At 68.8% G+C, this 23126-nt stretch carries 21 protein-coding genes; 11 read left to right on the forward strand and 10 right to left on the reverse strand.

From position 1 onward, the window contains the following. Positions 1–11: 11 nt before the first annotated feature. A complete protein-coding gene (locus DFR41_RS23615) occupies positions 12–1631 on the reverse strand; it encodes an ABC transporter substrate-binding protein (RefSeq protein WP_114804522.1) in 1620 nt (539 codons plus the stop codon). Between the two features lie 202 nt (positions 1632–1833). Here DFR41_RS23615 and DFR41_RS23620 point away from each other — a divergent pair, with 202 nt between their 5' ends. Beyond that, positions 1834–3252, forward strand: coding sequence for an aminotransferase-like domain-containing protein (locus tag DFR41_RS23620; protein ID WP_114804523.1), 1419 nt, complete (start codon positions 1834–1836; stop codon positions 3250–3252). A gap of 320 nt (positions 3253–3572) precedes the next feature. Here the strand turns inward: DFR41_RS23620 and DFR41_RS23625 are convergent, their stop codons facing one another. After that, complete coding sequence (locus DFR41_RS23625; RefSeq protein ID WP_114804524.1) at positions 3573–4457, reverse strand: hypothetical protein; 885 nt, start codon at positions 4455–4457, stop codon at positions 3573–3575. Positions 4458–4828: 371 nt separating this feature from the next. Between DFR41_RS23625 and DFR41_RS23630 the strand changes: the two genes are divergently transcribed. Then, positions 4829–5869 carry an ABC transporter substrate-binding protein gene (locus tag DFR41_RS23630; protein WP_114804525.1) on the forward strand — a complete coding sequence of 347 codons (1041 nt, stop codon included), beginning with the start codon at positions 4829–4831 and terminating at the stop codon, positions 5867–5869. Positions 5870–5898: 29 nt separating this feature from the next. Beyond that, the gene (locus DFR41_RS23635; protein ID WP_114804526.1) at positions 5899–6426 is read left to right on the forward strand and encodes an ureidoglycolate lyase; all 528 of its coding nucleotides are present in this window, start codon (positions 5899–5901) and stop codon (positions 6424–6426) included. Here the strand turns inward: DFR41_RS23635 and DFR41_RS23640 are convergent. The 8 genes from DFR41_RS23640 to DFR41_RS23675 are packed head-to-tail and all read right to left on the reverse strand — an operon-like array spanning position 6405 to position 14783. Then, complete coding sequence (locus DFR41_RS23640; RefSeq protein WP_114804527.1) at positions 6405–7385, reverse strand: NAD(P)-dependent oxidoreductase; 981 nt, start codon at positions 7383–7385, stop codon at positions 6405–6407. The genes DFR41_RS23635 and DFR41_RS23640 overlap by 22 nt on opposite strands. Continuing rightward, on the reverse strand, positions 7382–8854 hold the full coding sequence (locus tag DFR41_RS23645) for an NAD(P)-binding domain-containing protein (RefSeq protein WP_114804528.1): 1473 nt from the start codon (positions 8852–8854) through the stop codon (positions 7382–7384). Before DFR41_RS23645 ends, DFR41_RS23640 begins: the two co-directional genes overlap by 4 nt. A 34-nt stretch (positions 8855–8888) precedes the next feature. Then, positions 8889–9671 (reverse strand): amino acid ABC transporter ATP-binding protein, encoded by a 783-nt coding sequence (locus DFR41_RS23650; protein ID WP_114804529.1) that lies wholly within the window; start codon positions 9669–9671, stop codon positions 8889–8891. Positions 9672–9680: 9 nt separating this feature from the next. Beyond that, positions 9681–10334 carry an amino acid ABC transporter permease gene (locus DFR41_RS23655; RefSeq protein WP_114804530.1) on the reverse strand — a complete coding sequence of 218 codons (654 nt, stop codon included), beginning with the start codon at positions 10332–10334 and terminating at the stop codon, positions 9681–9683. Between the two features lie 12 nt (positions 10335–10346). Next, entirely contained in the window at positions 10347–11576 is a 1230-nt protein-coding gene (locus DFR41_RS23660; RefSeq protein ID WP_342354308.1) for an amidase, read from the reverse strand. Between the two features lie 8 nt (positions 11577–11584). Then, positions 11585–12343: an ABC transporter substrate-binding protein gene (locus DFR41_RS23665; protein ID WP_017757510.1), complete on the reverse strand. Its 759-nt coding sequence runs from the start codon at positions 12341–12343 to the stop codon at positions 11585–11587. A 14-nt stretch (positions 12344–12357) separates the two neighbouring features. Beyond that, a complete protein-coding gene (locus DFR41_RS23670) occupies positions 12358–13854 on the reverse strand; it encodes an amidohydrolase family protein (protein WP_114804532.1) in 1497 nt (498 codons plus the stop codon). Then, positions 13851–14783, reverse strand: a complete 933-nt coding sequence (locus tag DFR41_RS23675; protein WP_170159455.1) for an alpha/beta hydrolase — start codon at positions 14781–14783, stop codon at positions 13851–13853. The genes DFR41_RS23670 and DFR41_RS23675 overlap by 4 nt, the downstream gene beginning before the upstream one ends. A 231-nt stretch (positions 14784–15014) precedes the next feature. On the opposite strand from DFR41_RS23675, the gene DFR41_RS23680 reads away from it, so the two are divergent. The 8 genes from DFR41_RS23680 to DFR41_RS23715 are packed head-to-tail and all read left to right on the forward strand — an operon-like array spanning position 15015 to position 23102. After that, a complete protein-coding gene (locus DFR41_RS23680) occupies positions 15015–16202 on the forward strand; it encodes an aromatic ring-hydroxylating oxygenase subunit alpha (RefSeq protein ID WP_170159456.1) in 1188 nt (395 codons plus the stop codon). Beyond that, positions 16202–16888 carry an isochorismatase family protein gene (locus tag DFR41_RS23685; RefSeq protein ID WP_017760390.1) on the forward strand — a complete coding sequence of 229 codons (687 nt, stop codon included), beginning with the start codon at positions 16202–16204 and terminating at the stop codon, positions 16886–16888. Before DFR41_RS23680 ends, DFR41_RS23685 begins: the two co-directional genes overlap by 1 nt. Beyond that, a complete protein-coding gene (locus DFR41_RS23690; protein ID WP_114804534.1) occupies positions 16885–17871 on the forward strand; it encodes a carbon-nitrogen hydrolase family protein in 987 nt (328 codons plus the stop codon). The genes DFR41_RS23685 and DFR41_RS23690 overlap by 4 nt, the downstream gene beginning before the upstream one ends. After that, positions 17868–18788, forward strand: a complete 921-nt coding sequence (locus DFR41_RS23695) for an NAD(P)-dependent oxidoreductase (RefSeq protein ID WP_114804535.1) — start codon at positions 17868–17870, stop codon at positions 18786–18788. Before DFR41_RS23690 ends, DFR41_RS23695 begins: the two co-directional genes overlap by 4 nt. Next, positions 18760–19662, forward strand: a complete 903-nt coding sequence (locus DFR41_RS23700) for a LysR family transcriptional regulator (protein ID WP_114804536.1) — start codon at positions 18760–18762, stop codon at positions 19660–19662. Before DFR41_RS23695 ends, DFR41_RS23700 begins: the two co-directional genes overlap by 29 nt. Next, positions 19652–21136: an FAD/NAD(P)-binding protein gene (locus tag DFR41_RS23705; RefSeq protein WP_114804537.1), complete on the forward strand. Its 1485-nt coding sequence runs from the start codon at positions 19652–19654 to the stop codon at positions 21134–21136. The genes DFR41_RS23700 and DFR41_RS23705 overlap by 11 nt, the downstream gene beginning before the upstream one ends. A gap of 8 nt (positions 21137–21144) precedes the next feature. Next, entirely contained in the window at positions 21145–22194 is a 1050-nt protein-coding gene (locus DFR41_RS23710) for a ring-opening amidohydrolase (protein ID WP_114804538.1), read from the forward strand. Further along, positions 22191–23102 (forward strand): polysaccharide deacetylase family protein, encoded by a 912-nt coding sequence (locus DFR41_RS23715; protein ID WP_211322651.1) that lies wholly within the window; start codon positions 22191–22193, stop codon positions 23100–23102. The genes DFR41_RS23710 and DFR41_RS23715 overlap by 4 nt, the downstream gene beginning before the upstream one ends. Positions 23103–23126 lie beyond the last annotated feature (24 nt).

Consider the following 23126-nt stretch of genomic DNA (forward strand, 5'->3'; position numbering starts at 1 on the left):
CCGCCCTGCCCTTACTGCTTGCGGATGTTCCAGTACACCTGGGCACCGGCGGGCACCAGGCCGCTCACGCCCTTGCGCACGGCGGCAGGTTGGTTGTACTGGCCCACGGGCACATGGGTGACGCTCTGGAAGGCCTGCAACTGCGCGGCCTCGGCCAGCTTCTTCTTCTCGGCGTCGGTGGTGGCGGCGATGAACTGCTTCTTGATGGCTTCGAGCTTCGGGTCGTCCTGCCAGCCGAACCAGCCCTTGTCGCCGGTGGCGTTCATCATGGCCATGGTCAGCGGGTTGAGGATGTCCGAGGCCGTCCAGGAGGTCATGAAGATGCTCCAGCCGCCGGCCGAGGGCGCGTCCTTCTTGGCGCGGCGGGCCACCAGGGTCTGCCAGTCCATGTTCTGCATGTCGACCTTGAAGCCGGCCTGCTCCAGCTGCTGCTTGGCCACCAGCGGCAGCTTGCCGATGGTGCCGTTGTCGGAGGGGCGCATCAGCACCACGGGCTCGCCCTTGTAGCCAGCTTCGGCCAACAGGGCCTTGGCCTTCTGCGGGTTGGCGATGCCGGTGTACTCGCCCGTCTTGTCCGACTCGTACAGCGTGCCGCAGGGGAACATGCTCTTGCAGTAGCGCGTGAGGCCCGGCGTGCCCACCTGCGTGCGCAGGAAGGCCTCCTGCCCCAGGGCCAGCATGGCGGCGCGGCGGATCTTCTCGTTGTCGAAGGGCGCGTGCAGGAAGTTGAAACGCAGGATGAACTGGTTGCCCGCCGGCTGGGCGTCCACCAGCTCGATGTTGGGGTTGCTGCGCAGCGTGGCGTACTGCTCGAAGGCCGGCTGCTCCAGGATGTCGGCCTCGCCGTTGAGCAGCGCATTGAGCTGCGTCTGCGCGTCGCGGATGAACAGCCACTCCACGCGATCCACGTACACGTTCTTGCCGCCGGCCGTGCCCGAGGGCGCCTCCGCGCGCGGCTTGTACTTGGTGTTCTTCAGGAAGACGGCCTTCTCGCCCGGGCGGAACTCGTCGGCCTTGAAGATGTAGGGACCGGAGCCGATCGTCTCCTTGATCTGCACGTCGCCGGGCGTGTCGGCCACGCGCTTGGGCATGATGATGGGCACGTTGGACGAGGGCTTGCCCAGCGCCTCGGTCACCAGGCCGAAGGGCTCCTTCAGCTGGATGACGAAGGTCCTGGCGTCGGGCGTCTCGTATTTGTCGATGGCCTTGGCCAGCTGGCCGCCGAAGGTGTCGCGGCTGGCCCAGCGCTTGAGCGAGGCGACCACGTCCTCGCTGGTGACCGGCTTGCCGTCGTGGAACTCCAGGCCGTCGCGTAGCGTAAAGCTCCAGGTCTTGTTGTCCTTGGAGACGCTCCACTTGCCCACCATCTGCGGCTGGATCCTGCCCTGGGCGTCGGTGCCGAACAGGGTGTCGTAGATCATGTAGCCGAAGTTGCGCGAGATGTACGCCGTGGTCCAGATCGGGTCCAGCACCGTCATGTTGGTGGTGGGAATGATCTTGAGCGTGGTGCTCTGCGCGGCCGCAGGCAGCGCGGTGCCGGCCGTCACGACCAGCATGGCGGCGCAGGCCGCCCACTTCGACAGGGCACGGCGGCTCACGGGGCGGGCGGCGGAGGGGTTGGAGGTGTGCATGAAAGTTCCGAAGTAGGCGGTGGAAAGGCAGGAAAGATCCGGCTTGCCGGTGGGGATGGATTGGGACAAAAATCGCCGCAATTGAATATGTACAGTTGATCAAGGCTGCACTAGAACAGTCCAACTGCGCGATCACAGACAGGTGCATCGCATGCACCCATTCAGTGCTTCACCAGCCGCCCTCGCCCCACGTCAACCTCCCATGATTTCGCTCGACCCCAACTCCGACGTACCGCTGGTGCGCCAGATCCGTGACGCCCTGGCGCTGCAAATCGACCGCGGCGCGCTCGCCGTCGGTGCACGCCTGCCCTCGGTGCGGGAGATGGCGCGCGAGTCGGGCGTGAGCACCATGACGGCCACCAATGCCTACCAGCGCCTGGTGGCCGATGGCTATGTCGAAGCCCGGCCGGCCAGCGGCTACTACGTCGCCGCCCATGGCGATGCCGCAGGCCAGGCCGCGCGGCGCAAGCCCTTCGTCGGCCGCACCTCGGTCGATTCGCTGTGGCTGATCCGCCGCGTGTATGAGGACGACGCCTCGCTCCTCAATGCCGGCTGCGGCTGGATCCCGCCCGAGTGGCTGCAGTCGGATGCGGTGCGGCGGGCCTTGTCGGGCCTGGCCCGCAAGCAGGGCCCTGCCCTCGCCCGCTACGGCTCGCCCCACGGCTACCTGCCGCTGCGCCAGCAGATCGAGGCGCAATTGGGCGCCCGCGCCATCCAGGCGCCGCCGCACCAGATCGTGCTGACCCACGGCGCCACCCAGGCCCTGGCCCTGGCCGGCCGCTGCCTGCTGCAGCCCGGCGATGCCGTGCTGGTGGATGACCCCGGCTCCACCAACCTCTTCGAGACGCTGCGCCAGTTGGGCGCGCGCCTGGTCGGTGTGCCCCGACTGCAGGACGGCCCCGACCTCACGGCCCTGCAGGCCCTGGCCCAGCGCCATCGGCCCAAGGCCTTCTTCATCCAGACCCAACTGCACAACCCCACCGGCTCCTCCTGCGCGCCGGCCAAGGCCTACCAGCTGCTGCGCCTGGCGGAGCAACTGGGCTTTGCCATCGTCGAGAACGACGTCATGGCGGGCCTGGAGCTGCCCGGCGCCACCACGCTCGCCAGCCTGGACCAGCTGCGGCGGGTGATCTACGTGGGCGGCTTCTCCAAGCTGGTCTCACCCAGCCTGCGCGTGGGCTTCGCCGCCGCCAACGAGGAGATGGTGGACAAGCTCATCCACGCCAAGATGGGCGACAGCCTGACCAGCTCGGAGATGAACGAGCGGCTGGTTCACGCCGTACTGGCCGAAGGCAAGCACCGCGCCCACGTGGCGCGGCTGGCGCAACGGCTGGCCGAGGCGCAGGTGGCCGTGTGCGCGGGGCTGGCGAAGGCGGGGCTGGAGGTGTTCGGGCAGCCGGCGGGTGGGCCGTTTCTGTGGGCGCGGTTGCCGTCGGAGGGCGTCGATGCGGTAGCGGTGGCGCAGCGGGCGGTGGCAGCGGGGTTGTTGCTGGCGCCGGGGCATCTGTTTCGGCCGACTGCGGAGCGGACGGGGTGGATGCGGTTCAATGCGGCGTATGCGGATGATGCGCGCGTTTATGAATTCGTAGCTCGTGAGGCGGCGGAGGCGGGCAAGTTCTGAGGAAAGGCCAACCCGACAGGGAATTTCAACCGTGTTGACGTGGCGCGGGCGATCAAGTGTCACCAGTGAACGAAGCTGGTCGCAACAATGCGGGAGCGGGTTCGGACTAAATCGCGCCCAGTCTCTCTTTCACCTCGATCGCGTCCGGGACACCAACTGCTCCGTGCTGGACGATCAATACTCACCGCTCGGCCTTTCCTACCTTTTTGGCGCTATCCGCCCAAGCCCCGGAAGTCGCCGAGACCGGCCCGCACCGCTGAATATCTTCAGCACCGGGCTTCGCAATTCGCCCCGTTTTTCATCTCGTCGAGCTAGGCTCTTCACAACTCGGCATCGAGCTCGATCGACTTGATTGCAATCGGTCGTCGAATGATCTGCCCTGATTTTCGATGCCTCACCTTGAATTTAAGCATCACAGTCTCAGACCTACGGTCTCTCATCACATCCTGATCCGAGACATGAAATTCAGGGTCCATAAGCTCTATCTTGTAGCGAGGCGCAATCCTCATCGGGGCCGAAAAGATCATTCGAATCACCCCCTCCCCATTCGGGGCGTAAAGCACGATTTCCTTGGTCGCCGCCAGCGCTTGATGATAGGAAATCAATGCCTGACCCTCTGACATCTGCTGCTGAAGAAAAAGACCTCTTTCGGGTGTAAACGTGGTGAAATACAGATCCAATGCTGAGGGTACGGCAATGGTTACTGGATCGACTAGAAATGTAATCGAATAACCTTCGGCTTTATACTCCAGCTTGATAGACCGTCCTTGCGGGGAAAAATCCACTGGACCCAGAATTACGGAGAAAGATACTGGGCCTTCAGGTAGATGCGGCAGATCGAATACAGCGTCTTCTCCAGCGACTTCTTCGTCGTGAAGATCCAGTCTGTCGAGCGCAGGCACACGATACCCGTAAAGAGCGAAGGCCTGCGTGACTTGAGTAAGCGGGGCGACGAAGATGGTTTTTCCATTTTCGTGATAATTCACGCGTCCAGATTGATGAATCGTGATCCGTTTATTCTTAGGGCGTGGCGAAGAAAATTCGATAATCTTTTGCTCCTGCCCTGCAGAGTTCGTACTCCATCTTTTGCGTGAAGTGCTAACGCCTTCCCTACGGACAGTCAGATTCAGTGATCCGTCTCGGTCGCTTGTTTCTAAGACCATAAACTTTCTGGTAATCGAACCGTAGCGAATAAGAATGCGCATGGCTTGGCGGCGTAGCGTTTAAAACAATCAACGCAGTGAAGCTGCAATGGTTTGCCACTAGGGCAAGATATTTTAGGGGGTAGGTCGTCCGGACGTATCGCCGAGTGAGAGGAAGAACCAATTTTGCGCCCCACGACGAAAACGGCTCTCCGCTGTTTGCGGACGTACGGAGGCCGAACGTCAGTGGGAAACACATAGGAGCAAAGCCACTCTAGAAAAATTCGGCATATGGGGTGAGCTTCATGTTCCAACGCGACCAGCCCTCATTGCCCAACCCTTTGAGCGCCCATCAGCCGCACCTATCGCTCGGCCCAACGCCCACCCCAATGGCATAGGAGTTGCGAAACGCCCGCACACTCCCGGAGCTGTCCATGACGCTGTTCTCCCGCCGCCGCTGGCTCGCCCAGACCTCGCTTGCCGCCGCCTCCATGGCCTTGCCCACGCTGGGGCGCGCGCAATCGCCCGTGAAGATCAAGTTCCAGATGGACTGGCGCGTGGACGGGCAGTCCGCACCCTTCTATTACTCGCTGGCCAAGGGGTATTTCGAGAAGGAAGGTCTCGACGTCTCCTTCGACGTGGGCGCCGGCTCGGCCATGGCGGTCAACCGCCTGGCGAGCGGCAGCTACGACATGGGCTATGGCGATGTCAACGCGCTCATCGAATTCTTCGGCTCCGGCGCGCCCGCCGTGGCGCGTCCGCAGGCCGTCTACCAGACGCTCGATCAGACGCCGGCCGGCGTGATGGTGCTGACCAAGAGCGGCGTGACCGCGCCCGCCGGCCTGGCCGGCAAGACGCTGGGCGCGCCCGTGTTCGACGCCGGCCGCAAGCTGTGGCCGCTGTTCGCCAAGGTGCAGGGCCTGCCGGTCGATGCGGTCAAGTGGCAGAGCATGGACCCCGGCCTGCGCGAGGTGATGCTGGTGCGCGGCGACGTCGACGGTGTCACAGGCTTCCAGCCCTCCGGCCTCATCTCCGCGATCGCGGCCGGCGCCAAGGAAGAGGATCTGCGCGTCTTTCTCTACAAGGACTTCGGCGTGAACGTCTACGGCAACGCCATCCTCGCGACCTCCAAGTTCATCGCCGAACAGCCGCAGGCCGTGGCCGCCTTTCTGCGGGCCTACAACAAGGGGCTGAAGGAGGTCATCGCGAACCCCGAAGAAGGCGTGGCCATCGTTCGCCAGCGCGAGCCGCTGGTCAATGCCGCCGTCGAGGTGCGCCGGCTGAAGGGACTGATCGATGTCTGCATCGTCTCGCCGACCACCCGGGCGCAGGGCCTGGGCGAGGCCGACATGGCGCGGCTGGAGAAGCAGATCGACGACGTCTCCACCGCCTTCAACCTGAAGTCGAAGCCCACGGCGGCCACCCTGTTCAACCCGGCCTTCCTGCCGTCGAAGCGCGACCGGATGCTGGCCTGAGCGCCGGTGCCGTTGCGCCCCACTCCTCCATGACCGAGACAGTCCCCCCTTCCACCGACGCGCGGCTCGTCGATCTGCCTGTCGAGCCGATCCGTACTGACACCTTCGCGCCCTACGGCACGCTGATCGAGAGCACTTACGACGGCAAGCCCTTCGGTGACGACGAGGCCCAGTTGACGCTCGACCGGGGCACGCCGCGCTTCTACATCATGAAGCTCGAGCGGCGCGAGCCGGTCTTCCGGCAGATCACACGGCACCTCGCCGTCACACAGTGCCTTGCCTCCGCGGGCGGGCGGCCGTGGATGATTGCCGTGGCGCCGCCCGATGCACCGGACGACCCGGCCGCCCCACCTGACATCACGCGGTTGCGCGCCTTTCGCGTGGAAGGCCACCAGGCCATCATGCTGGCGCGCGGAACCTGGCATGCCGGCCCCTTCTTCGAGGACGAGACGGTCGACTTCTTCAACCTCGAACTGGCCGACACCAACCTGATCGACCACCACAACTGTGCGCTCGACCGGCGCTTTGGCGTGCGCTACCGCTTCGTGACGGGCTGAACAACGGCCAGCGCTTCCGCCAGCGTGCCCCAGTCGCGGCCGCCCTGGCCTGCGGCTTGCGCTGCGTCCAGGCGTGCGCGTGCCGCATCGGCGATGGGCATGGCAACCTGTGATGCACGCGCTGCCTCGTCGGCCAAGCGCAGGTCCTTCAGGCCGAGGGCGATGGTGAAACCCGGTGCATCGGCCGGTGAATCTTCCCCGGCCGCCACCCGCTCGACCGACTGCGCGACCGCCCGTCCCACGCCCTCGTACACCGGCCCGCGGAAGAGCTTGGCTGTGAAGACCTGGTGCGCCAACGCGGCAGGCACGCCGTGCGCGCGCACCAGCGACATCGCCTCGGTCAGGGCGGCCACGGCACTGGCAATCAAGCCATTGCCCGCGAGCTTGACTGCACAGGCGGCGGCCGGGCCCGGCACCTCGAAGACACGCGGCGCGAACGCCGCCAGCGCCTGGCGCACGGCCGCCAAGCGTTGGGCCGGCAGTGCGGGTGGCACGCCGACGACGGCCGTCAGATCGCCGGCCCATGCCTCATCGGGACGGCCGAACACCGGGCAGGCGACGAAGTACTGGCCGGCCGCGTGGTGCCGCTCCGCCAGCGCCTCGGCGCACGCGCTGCCGATGGTGCCGAGGCACACATGGACGCTGCCAGCCGGCAGGTGCGGGACGATGCCGGTCGCCATCCGGCCGTCGCCCTCCTCCTCACCCGCATCGCCGAAGCAGACGGCACCCAGCGCGTCGCCATCGGTCACCGCGCTGAACCACAGGGCCGGCCCCGCTGGCCCGAGCGCCCCGCACAGCGCCTGCGCCGTCGCGCAGGGCTCAGCCCCCTCGTCGCTGGCCAAGCCGGTGCGCGCCGGATCGATGTCCCAGGCCAGCGGTGCAAAGCCGTTGCGCGCCAGGCAGGCCGCCACCGCCAGGCCCATGCGGCCGAGCCCGACCACCGCCACCCGGCCGCTCACAGGGCCTCCGGCACTTCCACGCCCGACAGGCGCGGCGACACCAGCTCCGCCTCGCGGTAGCCGTGCAGCGTGGGCAGCAGCGCGTCCTGCTGCTCGCGCATCAGCGCCCGCGTGATGCCGCCCACCAGACGCGGCACCGCGTACTTGTGGCCGCTGGAGGACGTGGTGTGCGGCCCCATGCTCACCGTCGACGAGAAGTTGAAGGCATGCACGCGGCGCACCCACGCATCGCGAGCCGGGTCGAGCGGCTGGTATTCGAACCCGGTGCCCAGGTACGGGTACTCGCCCATGGCGTCGCTGCGCTCTGCCTCCGGCGGCATGTAGCGATGGCGCCAGCGCTGCACGCTGCCGCCGAGCGTGCGCAGTTCGTCGCGCGCGTCGTAGTCGACCACCGAGCCGGTGGCGCACAGCAGGTGGTCGAAGACGAAGTCAGCGTGGGGCGTGCGCACATGGATCTCGTCGCCCACCTGCCGCACGCGCGTCCACGGGGAGCCAGCATGCATGCGGAAGTTGCTGAAGGAATGCGCCAGGTCGAAACCATTCTGGGTGGGCGGCTGGTCGTGCACCTCGAAGAAGCGGTTGACCTGCCAGCGCGTGGCGTCGTCTAGCTCCGCGAAGTGCCGCAGAAAGCCCGAAAACTCGACGATGCGGTGCGGGTTGACCGTGGGCAGCTTCTCGCGCCGGAAGCACAGGTCGACCGACGCCGCGCCATGGGCCAGCAGCACGCAGGCGTTGTCGAAGGCCGATGCGCCGTGCCCCAGCACACCGACGCGCCGACCATTGAGCGCGGCGAAGTCGACCGGCCCGTTCGAATGGCTCACCTGGTGCGGCGCCACGGCGTCGGCGATGTGTGCGGGAATGCGCCAGGCGCCCGCGCCGTCGTAACCCGTGGCCAGCACCACATGGCGGGCCAGCAGGGCTTCTTGCGGTGCATCTGCCGCGGCCGTCGAACGGATGCGCACCCGCAGCAGATCGCCCTCGGGCTCCAGCCCGACGCAGGCCGTGTCGTTGCGCACCGGCACACCGGTCATGCGCCGGAACCAGCGCAGGAACGCCATCCACCGTGGCCGCTCGATGCGGTCGATGGCCGCCCAGGCGGCTTCGCCATAGCAGGCCCGGTAGAAGGCCGGCGCGGACAGGCTGGGCACGCCCGATTCGATGCCGATGGTGCGCTTGGGCGTTCGCAGGTGCGACATGCGTGCAAAGTCTTCCCACACGCCCTCCTGCCCGGCGGGCCGGGCGTCGATCACCTGCACATCGGCCACGCCCTCCCGCCGGAGCGCGAACGCAGCGGCCAGGCCCGCCTGGCCGCCCCCGACGACCAGCACGTCGTGCACATGTGCACCGGACGGGTGCGCGACAGGCCGCACCCAGTCGCGCCCCGGATAGGCCAGCAGGTCGAGTTCGGCCTGCACCTGGCGCTCCAGTTGGGCCAGGGTCGGGGCCTGCGGCTCAGCGTCGGTCGTCATGGTCGGCTCCTTGGGATTGAAGTGCTGCCGGGCCTCAGCCGTGCTGCGAGGCCTGCAGGAACTCGCGTGTGCGCGCGCTCTGCGGCGCGGTGAACATCGCCTCCGGCGTGCCAACCTCCACGATGCGGCCCTGCTCCATGAAGACGACGCGGTCGGCCACCTCGCGCGCGAAGCCGAGTTCGTGCGTCACCACCAGCATCGTCATGCCCTCCTCGGCCAGCGCGCGCATCACGCGCAGCACCTCGCCCTTAAGTTCCGGGTCGAGCGAGGACGTGACCTCGTCGAAGAGCATCAGCTTGGGCCGCATGGCCAGAGCCCGGGCAATGGCGATGCGCTGCTGCTGCCCGCCCGACAGCGAGCGCGGATAGCTGTCGGCCTTGCTCGCCAGGCCGACCTTGTCGAGCAGCACCATCGCCTCGGCGCGCGCCACCGCGGGCGCAATGCCCTTGACGTGGATGGGTGCCTCGGTCACGTTCTGCAGCACCGTGAGATGCGGGAACAGGTTGAACTGCTGGAACACCATGCCGAGCTCGCGCCGCAGCAGGTTCAGCGCTTGTTCCGGCACGCGCTGGCGTATGGCGCCGCCGGCCGGCCCGTAGCCCACCGGGCGGCCATCGAACACCACCTCGCCGGCGTGGAAGGGTTCGAGAAAGTTCACGCAGGCCAGCAGGCTGCTCTTGCCCGAGCCCGAGGGGCCGATGACGACGACGACCTCGCCAGCCTGCACCGCGAGGTCGATGCCGTGCAGCACCTCGACCTCGCCATAGCGCTTGTGGAGGTTGGTGATGCGCAGGATGGGCGTGTTGGGCAATGTCATGGCGTCAGGTCACGTCACGCGGTAGCGCTTTTCGAGCCAGGCGTTGATGGCGATGAGCGGCAGCGTCAGCAGCAGGTAGCCCAGGGCCACGCCGGCGAAGGGGCTGAAGGTGTTGGCCTTCCAGCTCATGAAGTCCATGCCGGCGCGCAGCAGGTCGGAGATGGCGACGGTCGACACCAGCGAGGTGTTCTTGATGAGGCTGATCAGCTCATTGGTCACCGGCGGCAGCACGCGGCGCGCGGCCTGCGGCAGCACGATGCGGCGCATCGCCAGCGGGTAGGACATGCCGAGTGCGCGCGCCGCGCGCATCTGGCCGCCGTCGATCGACTCGATGCCGCCGCGCAGGATCTCGCTCATGTAGGCGCCGTTGGTGATGCCCAGGGCGAGCACGCCCACCGTGGTCGCATCGAGCAGCAGCCCGGCCGACGGCAGGCCGTAGTACAGGAAGAGCAGCGTGACCAGCACCGGCGTGGCGCGCATCAGCGTGACGTAGACCAGCGCCGGCAGCCGCAGCACACGCCGCGGCGACACGCGGGCCAGGCCGCCCAGGGTGCCGAGCACCAGCCCGACCAGCGCCGACAGCGCCGCGATCTGTGCGGTGACCACCATGCCCTTGAGCAGCGACGGAATCGCCGCCAGGAAGACGTCGAAGGAGAAATCCATCCGCCCGGCCCGTCAGTGCGCGGCGCTTGCCAGGCCGAGCCGCTCCGACAGCAACCGCGCGCGCTGCAGAACGCCTTCGTCGTCGCCGCGCGCACCGATCACCGACAGGCCGACCGGCGCGCCCTCGCTGCGCATCCACGGCATGCTGAGCTGCGGCAGGCCGGCCAGGCCGGCGGGTGCGAGCATGCGGAAGGCGCGCGCGCGGATGTCGTTGACCGCGTCGAAGGACGCATCGAGGCTCGGCGCCGGCGTCGGCACCGTGGGCCAGACGATCACCGCGCCACCGGCCAGCACGCGCGCCATCGTGGCATTGGCATCGACCCGCAGCCGCTGCATCTGGGCCACTTCGTCAAAGCGCACGCGCGCCGCGGCGTCGAAGCGCTGCGTCACGTCTTCGCCCATGTGCGGCTGTCGGCTGCGCACCCAGTCGCCCAGCTGCAGCCAGATCTCGCTCGCCTGCAGCACGCGGAAGGCGTTGGCCCAGTCGGCCAGTGGCAGCGTGCCCTCGGGCAGCATGGTGACGGGCGCCAGTTCACGCAACTGCGCAATGAGCGCCTCGTAGGCGGTACGCACCGGTGCGTCGAGCAATGGCATCACGTCGGCCGCGACCACCAGGGGGCCGATGGCTCGCGCTTCCACGACGCGACTGCGCGCCAACTGCTCGAACACCCGGGCCATCGCATCGGCGTTGGTGGCGAACCAGCCCACGGTGTCGAAGCTGTGGGCCAGCGTGAAGCAGCCCTGGGCCGCGATGCGGCCGTGCGTGGGGCGCATGCCCCACACGCCGCAGTAGCTGGCAGGCAACCGCGTGGAGCCGCCGCAGTCGGTGCCCAGCGCGATGTCGGCATGACCAGCCGCAACGGCCACCACGGAGCCCGATGAGGAGCCGCCCGACAGCCGGTCCGGCACCGCCGGGTTGGTCGGCTTGCCGTAGTGCGCGTTGTTGCCGGCCAGGCTGTAGGTCAGTTCGTCGGTGACGGTCTTGCCGACCCACTGCGCACCGGCATCGAGCAGAACGCGCACGGCCGGTGCCGATGACTTGGCCTCGGCCTGCTCGGCGAACCAGTCCGGCTGCCCCGCGCCCACACGCAGGCCTTCGACCTCGAACACGTCCTTGACCGCGAGCCGCAGCCCGGCGAGCGGGCCGGCCTCGCCATGGACCTGCCTCAGCCGCAGGGCGCAGGCCTCATCGCTGCCATCGGAGACGAAGGCGCCGTGGCGTCCTGAAAGGGTCTGGAGCACGGCCGCGCTCATTGGAACCACTTCGCGTCGAGCTTGTCGAGGAAGCCCTCGCGCTTGAGGTCGGCCAGGACGGCGTTCACCGCCTCCAGCAGACGCGTGTCGTCCATTCGGGTGTTGATGCCGACATCGCGCTTGTCCCAGGTCTCCGACACGGCCAGCTTGCTGGGGCGGCGCGCGGCGTTGTAGCGCACGGTGGGCAGCGTGTTGACCACGACGTCGGCCCGGCCGGCCTCCACATCCGCGAAGGCCAGCAGGAAGTCGTTGTAGGTCTTGACCTCCTTGGCGATGCCGAGGTCGCGCACGAAACGTTCGCCCGCGCTGCCTATCTGCACCGCCACCACCTTGCCCGCGATGTCGTTGGCCTTGACGATGTTCGCGGCCGGCTTGGCCCCGCCCGCGATGCCGGAGTTGTAGTACGGCGTGGAGAAGGTGATGCGCTGCGCGCGTTCGGCGGTCCAGGTCATGGCGGTGACGAGCAGATCGACCCGCTTGGAGTTCAGCGCCGGGATGAGGCCGCTGAAGTCGATCTTCTCCCACTTGGGCTGCACGCCCAGGCGACGCGCCACCTCGTTGCCCAGGTCGATGTCGAAGCCGACCATGGTGCCGTTCTCGACATAGCCGAAGGGCGGATAGGCCCCGCCGTTGGCCATGACGAGCACGCCGTCCTTCTTGATCTTGTCCAGCGTGTCGGCCTGCACCGCCGTGGCCGCGCCGGCAATCAGCGCGGCGGCGAGGCAGGCGGAACGGAGAAGTTGTCTGCGATACATGGATCGTCCTTCGGTTATCGGGAGAGGGGAAATGGGGAACGCTCGGCCGCGGCCAGGGCCAGCACGCGGCGCACCGCGTCGACCACGGGCCCGCCCGCGCTGCGACGGGCGAAGATGTCGTGGCGAAAGCGCTCGGCCGCCTCGGCGATCTCGTCGCGCAGGGCGCATTCGTCGACGCCAGTGGCACGCCCGTTGGCGAAGACCACGCGGCCGTCGACCACCACGGTGTGGACGGCGCTGCTCGTCGCCGCAAAGCACAGCTGGCGGCGCGGGTCGTGCAGCGGCACGAAGGCCAGGTCGCGCGCGTCGAGCAAGGTGAAGTCGGCGACCCGGCCCACGGCGATCTCGCCGGAGACGGCCGCGGTGCCCATGGTGGCGGCGCCATCGGCCGTGGCCATGCGCACGAGCCGGGCGGCGTCGGGCGCGGGGTGCGCGGCACTGGCGTCGAGCTTGTGGATGAGCGAGGCCATGCGCAGGCTGTCGAGGTAGTCGACGCTGTCGCCGGTCGCGGCGCCGTCGGTGCCGATGGCGACCTCCACGCCCGTGGCCAGCAGCCGACCGACCGGGCACCGCCCGCTGGCCAGCTTGAAGTTCGACAACGGGTTGTGCACCACGCGCGCGCCTCGCCGGGCGATGCGTTCGATGTCGGCATCGGTCAGCCACACGGCATGGTTCATCGCCAGTTGCGGGCCGAGCAGCCCGGCCTCGTCGAGCACCTCGATGAAGCTGCGGCCGTACTGCTGTTGCGCGGTGACGGCCTGGGTGCGGGATTCGAGCACGTGCATGTGCACCGGCACCGCGTGTGCCGCGGCGGTGTCGGCCACGCGGCGCAACAACGCGGGCGTGCAGCGCTGCGGGCCGCGCGGCCCCAGCGACAGGCCGAGCCGCGAATGGCCACGCGCCGCCAGTGCATGGCGGGCGCGATGGAAGACGTCGAATTGCGCGTCCAGCGCGCGCGGCGGCTTGGCGTCCAGGCGTGCGCTCAGGTCAGGGCCGAACACCGCGCGCGCAAACGGGAGCCCGTCGAGGTAAGCCCGGTCGGACAGCGTGACCGCCACCCGGGCGCGAAGGCCTGCGTCGTCGTAGGCATCGAGCACGGCCTGCAGCGCCGCTTCATCGCCACCGGGATTGAGGAAGTCGTCGTGCAGCGCGGCCACGCCCGAGCGCAGCGAACGCAGGGCCAGCATCATGGCCCGCAGGTAATGCCAGCGCACGGGAATGACGTCGCCGCCCAGCGGCGGATAGGCCAGCGCCAGCCAGACTTCGAGCGGCTCGCCATCGCAGCTGCCCTGTTCGAACATCTCGTTCGAATGCGCATGCGCATTGACGAAGCCCGGGAAGGCGATGAGCCCGCTGCCGTCCAGGTCCGCAGGGCCGAACGGCCCCACGATGCTGCCGGCCGGGCCGATCGAGCGGATCAGGCCACCGTCGATGCCGATGTCCACGCGCGGCGCATCGGCCGGCGCGTCGCCGAGCCGGAGGTTGCGAAGGCTGCGCAGCGCCCGCGTCATGCGGCGCTTTGCGCGGGTGCGATGCCCCGTGCCACAAAGGCACGCATCTGCGAATCGGGGGCGTTGAACTCCAGCGCCGCGTCGAAATGCGCGCGGCCCTCGATGCGCAGCAGACGGCTGTCGACGTCCAGGCTCTGCAGTCGCCAATCCAGCGCCTGCGCCTGCCGCAAGAACTCCGGCGACTCTTCATCACCGACGGCAACCAGCACGGGTGGCAGCGTCGGCCGTTGCGCTGCCTTGGCCAAGGCTTCGAGTGTCAGCAGGGGGCTGCAGGCGATGGCCTCCTCCGGCGTGAAGCCGAGGGTGTCTTGGGGAATGCTTCGCGCCAGCGGCCGCAGGTCGTACATGCCACCGAGCAGCAGCACCGCACGCATGCAGCCCACCCACGGCTGCCCGCTCATCGCCGCCGACAGCGCGAGGTGCGCGCCCGACGAATGGCCCGCCAACGAGAGTGCGGCCGGATCGATGCCCAGGGCCTGCGCTTGCGCGACGACCGCGGCAATGCCCGCTTCCACCTGCGCCACGATGGCCGGCAGACGGGCCTGGCCGAGCGCGGCGAAGTTGATGCCGACCCAGGCCATGCCCTGCCGCACGCAGGCATCGGCCCAGAAGGCCGTCTCGCGGCTGGTGTTCAGCCGCCAGCGACCGCCGTGCACGAAGACCATCGCCGGCACTGGCCCCCGCGCGCTGGGCGGCAGGAAGACGTCGACCCAGCCCTCGTCGCCGGCACTGAATCGATGCGTGGCATGCCCGATGCGGTGCGCAAAGGCGGCGGCCGACAGCGCGCGCAGGGCGGCCAGGTCGTTGGCATTGCGGGCCGCGCTGTTGTTGTCGTACTGCGCCGCCAGGGCCGCATCGCTCAGGGAAGGCGGCTCGATGAAAGGGTTGGGCGCGAAGGCATGCATGGGCGCTGCGGCCGCAAATTCCATGCCCCGAGGCCCTTTGGCCGAGCCGCAGGGCCGTGCTGGGCGACAGCCATCCGATCTTCCTGTGAAGCTTCCCTGCGAAAAAGTCTGGGCATAGCCGACACCTATGGCTGACCTGCGCCCCGGCCGAAGGCTCCCAATTGCACCCTGCGGATGGCATGCGCTTTGCTGCGCGCCAAAGCGGCGCAAAGAGGCCGCCATAGGCCCTCTCAATGTTCTGCAGGATGGATTCCCATGGACGCGATCTTCGATTCGACCCGCTACGACAACGTTCGGAAGCCTCTGCTGCAGGCGCATGGCCTGCCTGCCGATTGCTACCACGACGCCCGCTTCTTCCAACGCGAACTGGAGACCGTGTTCGCTCGCAGCTGGCTGATGGTGGGCCGTGCCGATCGCATTCCGAACACCGGCGACTTCTTCACGCATGACCAGGCGGGCCTGTCGCTGATCGTGATGCGAGACCGCGAAGGCGACATCCGCGCCTTCGTCAATGCATGCCGGCATCGCGGCGCGCGCCTTCTGGATGTGCCGGCAGGCCAGGCCTGCGGCAACGAGCGCGCCATCGTCTGCCCGTATCACGCCTGGAGCTACAACCTCGAGGGCGAGCTGCGTGGATGTGCCGGCATGGAGGCGACGCAGGCTTTCGACCGCGCCGACTTCCCGCTGGTCGCTGCGCGCGTCGGCGTCAGCGATGGCTTCATCTGGGTCTGCCTCGACCACGGCGCGCCGCCGCTGCTCGAATGGCTGGGCGAGTTGCCCGACCGGCTGGCGATGTACCGGCTCGGCGACATGGTGGCCACGCGCATCGTCACGCACGACGTGGCCTGCAACTGGAAGGTGTGGGTCGAGAACTTCATGGAGGGCTACCACATCCCCACCGTGCACCGCGCCACCATCAGCAGCCACAAGGCCGTCAACCATCCCGAGGAGCCCAGCGGCAACGGCCAGTACACCGCCATCTTCGAGCAGCACGACGGCACGCTCGCCCTGCTTGACGGCGACGCCGGCTTTGCGCCCATCGAGAGCCTGCACGGCGAGTCGGTCCGCGGCAGCCGCTTCATGCTCGTCTACCCCGGCACCATGCTCGCGCTGACCATCGACACGATGTGGTCCTTTCAGTGCCTGCCGATGGGGCCGGAGCAGACGCGGATCGTCCACACCTCGATGTTCCCGCGCTCGCGCGTCGCGCAGCCCGACTTCGAGGAAGTCGCGCAGCGCTACTACAAGCGGCAGGACCGGGTGGTGGCCGAAGACAACGCCATCTCGGTGCAACAGCAGCGCGGCCTGCGCGCCGGCCCGGTGCATCCCGGGCGCTTCGCCGCCAAGGAACGCATCGTCCATGCACTGGACAACTGGGTCCTCGACCGCGTGCTGGCACCAGCGCAGACCGCGACCATCCACCCGCTGAAGCGGAGCGCCTGATGGACGGCCCCCTCGCCATCGACGCGAGACCCGGCGCGGTGCATTGGCGCGCGGACGAGACCGCGCTGATCGTCGTCGACATGCAGAACGGCTTTCTCAAGCCGGGCGGGTACTTCGACAACGTGGGCTACGACCTGGCGCATGCACCGCACACCGTGGCGCAGGTGGTGGCCGCCGTGGCGGCGGCGCGCCAGGTCGGCGTGCAGGTGATCTTCATCCAGAGCGGCTTCGACGCGATGCACCTGTGCGTGGGCGGCGCCACCGCGCCGGTGTGGCACAAGTCGGAAGCGCAGGTGCTGATGCGCGAGCGTCCCGAGCTGGCACGCCGGCTCATCACCGACGGCACCTGGGACTATGAACTGGTGGAAGAGATGGCGCCCGCGGCCGACGAGCCGGTGATCCGCAAGTCCCGCTACAGCGCCTTCGCCGGCACCAGCCTTGACCAGCTCTTGCGCGCCCGGCGCATGCGCAACCTCGTCTTCTGCGGCGTGGCCGCGAACGTCTGCGTGGAGACCAGCCTGCGCGATGCCTACGGGCACGAGTACTTCGTGCTGCTGCTGGAAGACGCGACGCACCATGCCGGCCCCGACTTCCTGCGGCAGGCGACGCTGTGGAACGTGGAGCGCTTCTTCGGCTGGGTGGCGCCGGTGGCGGCCTGGCAGAGCGCGACCGGGGCCGCACGATGAGCGCCGCCGCCAAGATCATGGCCGGGCGCGAGAGCGTGCGCGTGGCCGTCGTCCAGACGCCGCCGGTCTTCCTCGACCTCGAGCGCTCCATCGACAAGGCCTGCCGCAAGATCGCCGAGGCGGCCGCGGGCGGTGCCTCGCTGGTGGTGTTCAGCGAGAGCTGGCTGGCCGGCTATCCCTACTGGGACGAAGGCTGGAACAGCAACTCGCACGCCTGGGTGGCCGTGCGCAGCCGCTTTTTCGACAACGCCCTGCTGATTCCCAGCGCGCAGAGCCAGCGCCTGTGCGAGGCGGCGGCGCAGAGCGGCGTGACGGTCGTCATCGGCTGCAACGAGCTCGACGCCCGCCCGGGCGTGCACACGCTCTACAACACGATGCTCACCATCGGCGACGACGGCCGCATCATGGGCAAGCACCGCAAGCTGCGGCCGACCTTCGTCGAATCGGCCTTCTGGGGCCAGGGCGCGGGCGACGACCTGTATGTGCACGAAACGGCCGTCGGCCGCGTGGGCGGACTGATCTGCGGCGAGCATGTGATGACCCTGGCGCGGGCGCGCATGATCTCGCAGGGCGAGGACTTCCACATCGCGCTCTATCCCGGCGCGTTCAACGTGTGGAGCGGCCCGAAGATGCAGGTGGAAGACCCGGACGGCAGCCACTTCATCGGCTATGCCTCGTGCCGGGCGCATGCCAACGAGGCCGGCGCCTTCGTGATCTGCGCGGTCGGGCTGATCGACGAGGCGTCGATTCCTGCCGACTTTCCGATGCGCGATTCGCTCAACATCTCGTATGCGCGCGGCGGCAGCATGGTGATCGCGCCGGCCGGCGTGCCGCTGGTCGGCCCGATGTACGGCGACACCATCGTCTATGCCGATTGCCCGGCCCGCATGATCAAGCTGTCGAAGGCGATCATCGACACCAACGGGCACTATGGGCGGCCCGACGTTCTTTCGCTGCGCTACCACCCCGAGGAGCGCGCATGAATGGGCCCGCCGCGGCCCATGTCGAAGGCGCCCTGTTCGGCCGCGCCGGGCTCGCCGACCACGCACCCGTGTTGGTTATCGGGCTTGGCACGATGGGCCTGCCGATTGCGCAGCGGCTACGCGCGGCCGGTGTGCCGGTCTGGGGCATGGACAGTCGGCCAGAGTTGCACGACGCGCTCCCCGGCGCCCGGGTGCTCACGTCCGGACCGTTGCGCGACGCGGTGCACGCGAGCCGCGCCGCCACCGTCATCACCTGCGTCAGCGACGAAGCCGCACTGCAGCGCCTGTGGCAGGCACCGGGCGGGTTGCACGAGGCGCTCGTGCCCGGCCTCTGCGTCGTCGACCACACGACGACCTCGGTTCCCGCGGCACTGCAGTTCGCCGCCGAGGCCGCGCAGGCGGGTGCGATGTGGGTCGATGCACCGCTCTCCGGCGCGGCCGCTGGCGCGCGCGCGGGAACGCTGTCCGCCATGCTCGGCGGCGAGCCGGAAGCGGTCGAGCATGTGCGCGCCCTGCTCTCTGCCTACTGCGCCACCCTCACCCACCTGGGCCCGGCCGGCGCAGGCCAGGCGGGCAAGCTGACCAACCAGATCGCCATCGCGGGCATCAACGCCGGCCTGCTGGCCGCCACGGGCTTTGCGGCCCTGCAGGGCCTCGACATCGCGCGCTGCTTCGATGCAATGGCTGCCGGTAGCGCCCATTCCGTGCAGATGGCCCAGCACCGCGCGGCACTGACGCGGGCGCCGGCCGACAGCACCCTGTTCGACTGGCTCCGGCGCGACCTGGCGCTGGTGCTGGAACACCTTCCCGTCGACGAGGCTGCTGCGACGCGCGGCGCCTCGCAAGCCCTGCACGACCGGCTCCACGCCCTGAACCGAATGCTTCTCGATGGAACTGCGGCACCTCCGTTACTTTGAGGCGATCGCTGCGACCGGGAACGTCACCCGGGCCGCCGCCACGCTCCACATCTCGCAGCCTTCGCTGAGCCAGGCCATCAAGGAGCTGGAAGCCGAGGTGGGCATGCCGCTGCTGGTGCGGGGGCCGCGCGGCAGCGTGCTGACCGAAGCCGGGCGGGAGTTCATCAAGCACGCCAGCGACATCCTGGAGCGCGTGTCGGCCGCGCGCGATGCCAGCCGTCGCGCCGCGCATGGCGCCGCCGGCCAACTGGTGGTGGCCGTCACGGGCTCCAGCGTGTTCGACGTGGTGCCCGAGCTGATCCGCCAGGCCGCCGAGCACATGCCGGAGGTCTCGCTGCGGCTGGTCGAGATGCTGACGGACAAGCAGATCGAGGCGCTGTACGCGCGGCGCGTCGACGTCGCCATCGGCCGGGCCCTGCGCAACGAGCCGGGCCTCACCTCGCGCGTGATCGCCAGGCGCTCCTTCATGGTCGCGGTGCACGTGCGGCATCCGCTGGCGCGGCAACGCAGCATCACGCTCGACGACCTGCGCAACGAGCCGCTCATCACCCCGCAGCGGCGGCTCGGCCCCGGCTTCCATGCGCAGCTGATGACGCTGCTCACGCGCGCCAAGCTCAATCTGCAGATCGCGCACGAGGTCACCCACATGCCCACCGTGCTGGGCCTGGTGGCGGCCGGCCTGGGCCTGGGCATCGTCAGCGACGAACTGCGCGACCTGGAAGTGCGGGACGTCGTCTACCGGCCACTGTTCGAAGGCCACGACGCGCTTGAACTCGCCGTGTCCTGGCGTCTGGACAACCCTTCCGTGGCGCTGGCGCAGTTCGTCGGCCTCTGTCGCAACCCTTCCTCCCTGGAGATTCCCCATGCCCCCTGACTCGCTCGAGGCGCTGAGCGCGCGCGTGCAGCGCGACCTCAGCTACCTGGCCTATCCCGCCAAGCCCTGGGTGCTCGACTTCGACGCCGCCCGGCTGCGTGACATGGGCGTCGACGCCGCGCCCGAGGCGGTGCTGCACTGCGCCATCGTCGGCGGCGGGCAGTTCGGCCTGACCATCGCGCATGGCCTGCGGCGCGAGTGCGTCGACCGCGTGCGGGTGTTCGAGAAGAACCCGCGCGGCCTCGAAGGACCATGGATGACCTTCGGCCGCATGAAGATGCTGCGCACGCCCAAGGATCCGACGGGCCATGACCTCGGCAACGCGAGCCTCACCTTCCGCGCCTGGTACGAGGCGCAGCACGGCGCCGAGGGCTGGGAGCAGCTCTTCCGCATCAATCGCCCCGACTGGCAGGCCTACCTGGGCTGGTACCGCGAGGTGACCGGCATCGACATGGTCAACGAGGTCGAGGTCACCGCCGTGGAGCCCTGGCCCAGCGCGGCCGACTGCCAGCTGTTCCGGCTCACGGTCCGCGGCAAGGACCGGACCGACACGGTGTGGGCCCGCACCGTGGTCTTTTCAGGGGGCGCGGAAGCCTCGGGCGGCCATGTCGTGCCGGAGTTCATCAGCGAGCACCTGCCCCAGAACCTCTATGCCCACACCAGCGATTGGCCGATCGACTTCCGCCGCTTCGAGGGCAAGCGGGTCGGCCTGCTCGGCTCCGGCGCGGCGGCCTTCGACGCCGCCATCGCCGCGCTGGAGGCGGGCGCGCGCGAGGCGGTGCTGTGCTTTCGCCGCCCCGCCCTGCCCCGGACGAACCCGCGGCGCTGGATGGAGTTCGCCGGCTTTCTGGCGCACTACCCCGAGCTGCCGGACGACCAGCGCTGGGCCTACATGCAGGAGCTCTACCGCATCGGCCAGCCACCCCCGGTGCCGACCTTCGACCGCGCGGTCAGCCTGCCCGGCTTCGTCATGAAGGCGTCGACGCCCTGGCTGGCCGTGCGCGAGGACGCGGGCCAGGTGCTGGTCGACACGCAGCAGGGCCAGGAGCGCTTCGACTTCGTCTTTGCGGCCACCGGCGCCTTCGTGGACCTGGCGCAGCGGCCGGAGTTTGCCGGGCTGCTGCCATACGCAGCGCTGTGGGCCGACCGCCATGTGCCGGCTGCCTCGAAGGCCGAACCTCGGCTGGGCCGCTTCCCCTACCTCGGCCGCTTCGGCGAGTTCACCGAGAAGACGCCGGGCTGCGCACCCTGGCTGGACCACCTGTTCACGACCACGCGGGGCGCGACGCTCTCGTTGGGCCCCAGCGCGGCATCGAACAGCAACATCAAGTACACGGCACCGCGCGTGATCTCCGGCGTGACGCGCGCACTCTTCCTGGACGATGCCCCCGAGCATGGGCGCCGCTTCGCGACGGCCAACCACGACGAGCTGGCACCGGACAAGCTGCAGGCCATGATGGACCACGCCGCCTGAAGCGTGCGATGACCGAAGTCCACTGGTTCGACATGGCACACCCGGCCGACTACGCCGGGCTGCAGGCCTTGATCGGCGACCCCGATTCGGTGGCGCGGCTGGCGGTGCTGGTCAAGACCGAGGGCCACACGGCCACCAACGACTTCGCTCGGCAACTGTCGCGCACCGCGTTGGATCCGCTGCTGGCGCCCTGGACTGTGGCCGGACGCGCCGTCGCCGTGTTGGCCAATGGCTGCGAAGGCGTGGCGACCCCGGGCGGCTATGCGCTGATCGAGCGCCGCTCCGCGCGAGCGCATGACGGCCCGGGGCTGCGCCTGGGCATCGCGCGTTCGGCCGCGCTGCCACCGGCTGTCGTCGGCGAGCCCGAAGCCATCGATGCGGTCGCCGCCTGCGTGAGCGCCGCCTGTGCCGACGCCGGCCTCGCTGCGGACCAGGTCGCCCTCGCCATCCTGAAATGTCCGACGCTGCTCGCCAGCCGCTGCGCCGGCTCGCCGCACCGCAGCGACCAGCACCGCGGGCGCGCCATCGCCGCGCTCGGGGCCGCGGTGGCGTTGGGCGAGATCGACCGCGCCCGCATCGGGCCCGACGCGATCGCGAACGATCCGACCCTGCGCAGCGCCAAGGCGATGACCTTTGCCGGCCCGGAACAGGAAGCGGTTGAGGCCGTCGTGCTCGGCCATGCCAACGGAACCAACGGCCGGCCGGGTGCGGTGCGCCTGGGCGTCTGCCATCCCCGCGACATGCTCGACACCGCCAGCATCCGTCGGCTGGCGATGTCGCTGGGCCTGCGTTTCGACGAGGCCGGCGAACTGACCGAGCCCAAGCGTCTGCTGGCCGTCTTCAGCAAGGCCGGGCCGACGCCGGACGGGCGGGTGCGTGGCGCCCGCACGGGTGTCTTCACCTCGGCGTACTCGCCGGACAGCCACATGCGCGCGGCGCAGTCGGGCCTGCTGGGTGGCCTGTTCGGCAGCACGCGCTTCTTCGTCTCCGGCGACCCCGTCCAGCAGGCTCCACCGGGCGGCGGCGTGGTCGCCCTGATCGTCAAAGGCCAGCCATGACCGAACCTGCTTCGCCCCTGCGCATACTGCCCACGCACGGGCGCTACGACTATTCGCCCATCGTCGACCGCCCAACCTACCAATGGCCCAACGGCGCCCGGCTCGCCTTCTATGTCGCCTTGAACATCGAGGCCTTCCCCTTCGGCGAGGGCATGGGCCCCGAGCTGAACCCGCGCCAGCCCGAGCCCGACGTGGTGAACCACACCTGGCGCGACTGGGGCAACCGCGTGGGCATCTGGCGGCTGGTGGAACTGCTCGATGAGTTCGACCTGCCCGCCAGCGCCCTGCTCAACACTGCCATTTACGACAGCTGCCCGCAGATCGCGCAGGCGCTGCGGCGGCGCGGCGACGAGATCGTGGGCCACGGCCACACCAACGCCGAGCGCCAGGCCGAGATGGATGCGGAAGCCGAAGCGCGCATGATCGAGAACGTCACCGCCCGGCTCCGCGCCGAAGAAGGCAAAGCGCCGAAGGGATGGATGGGCCCGTGGGTCAACGAAACCGTGCGCACGCCCGACCTGCTGGCGCGCAACGGCTACGCCTACGTCATGGACTGGATGATGGACGACCAGCCGGTGATGCTGCGTACCGCACACGGACCCCTGGTGGCGCTGCCCTACGCCCGGCCGACGAACGACATCACGGCGCTGCACGGCGCCAAATGGACGCCCCAGGAATGGGCCGACATGCTCATCGACCAGGTGGACGAGATGCTGCGGCAGTCACGGCGGCAGCCGCTGGTCTTCAATGTGTCGTTGCATCCCTATTTGATGCACGCCTTTCGGCTCAAGCACCTGCGGCGATTCTTCGAATACCTGGCGACCGTGCGCAATGAGCTGTGGGTGGCGCGGTGTGCGGATATTGCGCTGTTTGCCAAAGCGGAAATGGAGGGGTTGGGCGGCAGATGATTCGCAGTGCAGCCATGAGATGCC

The organism is Pseudacidovorax intermedius, assembly GCF_003350475.1.
Classification (GTDB): Bacteria; Pseudomonadota; Gammaproteobacteria; order Burkholderiales; family Burkholderiaceae_C; genus Xenophilus; species Xenophilus intermedius.

Excerpts from the sequence above, each read along its gene's own strand:
- DFR41_RS23655 (WP_114804530.1), bottom strand. The coding sequence starts at position 10,334 with ATGGATTTCTCCTTCGACGTCTTCCTGGCGGCGATTCCGTCGCTGCTC.
- DFR41_RS23710 (WP_114804538.1), top strand. The coding sequence starts at position 21,145 with ATGACCGAAGTCCACTGGTTCGACATGGCACACCCGGCCGACTACGCC.
- DFR41_RS23695 (WP_114804535.1), top strand. The coding sequence starts at position 17,868 with ATGAATGGGCCCGCCGCGGCCCATGTCGAAGGCGCCCTGTTCGGCCGC.
- DFR41_RS23645 (WP_114804528.1), bottom strand. The coding sequence starts at position 8,854 with ATGACGACCGACGCTGAGCCGCAGGCCCCGACCCTGGCCCAACTGGAG.
- DFR41_RS23670 (WP_114804532.1), bottom strand. The coding sequence starts at position 13,854 with ATGACGCGGGCGCTGCGCAGCCTTCGCAACCTCCGGCTCGGCGACGCG.
- DFR41_RS23700 (WP_114804536.1), top strand. The coding sequence starts at position 18,760 with ATGGAACTGCGGCACCTCCGTTACTTTGAGGCGATCGCTGCGACCGGG.
- DFR41_RS23615 (WP_114804522.1), bottom strand. The coding sequence starts at position 1,631 with ATGCACACCTCCAACCCCTCCGCCGCCCGCCCCGTGAGCCGCCGTGCC.
- DFR41_RS23675 (WP_170159455.1), bottom strand. The coding sequence starts at position 14,783 with ATGGAATTTGCGGCCGCAGCGCCCATGCATGCCTTCGCGCCCAACCCT.
- DFR41_RS23650 (WP_114804529.1), bottom strand. The coding sequence starts at position 9,671 with ATGACATTGCCCAACACGCCCATCCTGCGCATCACCAACCTCCACAAG.
- DFR41_RS23715 (WP_211322651.1), top strand. The coding sequence starts at position 22,191 with ATGACCGAACCTGCTTCGCCCCTGCGCATACTGCCCACGCACGGGCGC.
- DFR41_RS23680 (WP_170159456.1), top strand. The coding sequence starts at position 15,015 with ATGGACGCGATCTTCGATTCGACCCGCTACGACAACGTTCGGAAGCCT.
- DFR41_RS23690 (WP_114804534.1), top strand. The coding sequence starts at position 16,885 with ATGAGCGCCGCCGCCAAGATCATGGCCGGGCGCGAGAGCGTGCGCGTG.
- DFR41_RS23665 (WP_017757510.1), bottom strand. The coding sequence starts at position 12,343 with ATGTATCGCAGACAACTTCTCCGTTCCGCCTGCCTCGCCGCCGCGCTG.
- DFR41_RS23630 (WP_114804525.1), top strand. The coding sequence starts at position 4,829 with ATGACGCTGTTCTCCCGCCGCCGCTGGCTCGCCCAGACCTCGCTTGCC.
- DFR41_RS23705 (WP_114804537.1), top strand. The coding sequence starts at position 19,652 with ATGCCCCCTGACTCGCTCGAGGCGCTGAGCGCGCGCGTGCAGCGCGAC.
- DFR41_RS23620 (WP_114804523.1), top strand. The coding sequence starts at position 1,834 with ATGATTTCGCTCGACCCCAACTCCGACGTACCGCTGGTGCGCCAGATC.
- DFR41_RS23625 (WP_114804524.1), bottom strand. The coding sequence starts at position 4,457 with ATGCGCATTCTTATTCGCTACGGTTCGATTACCAGAAAGTTTATGGTC.
- DFR41_RS23635 (WP_114804526.1), top strand. The coding sequence starts at position 5,899 with ATGACCGAGACAGTCCCCCCTTCCACCGACGCGCGGCTCGTCGATCTG.
- DFR41_RS23685 (WP_017760390.1), top strand. The coding sequence starts at position 16,202 with ATGGACGGCCCCCTCGCCATCGACGCGAGACCCGGCGCGGTGCATTGG.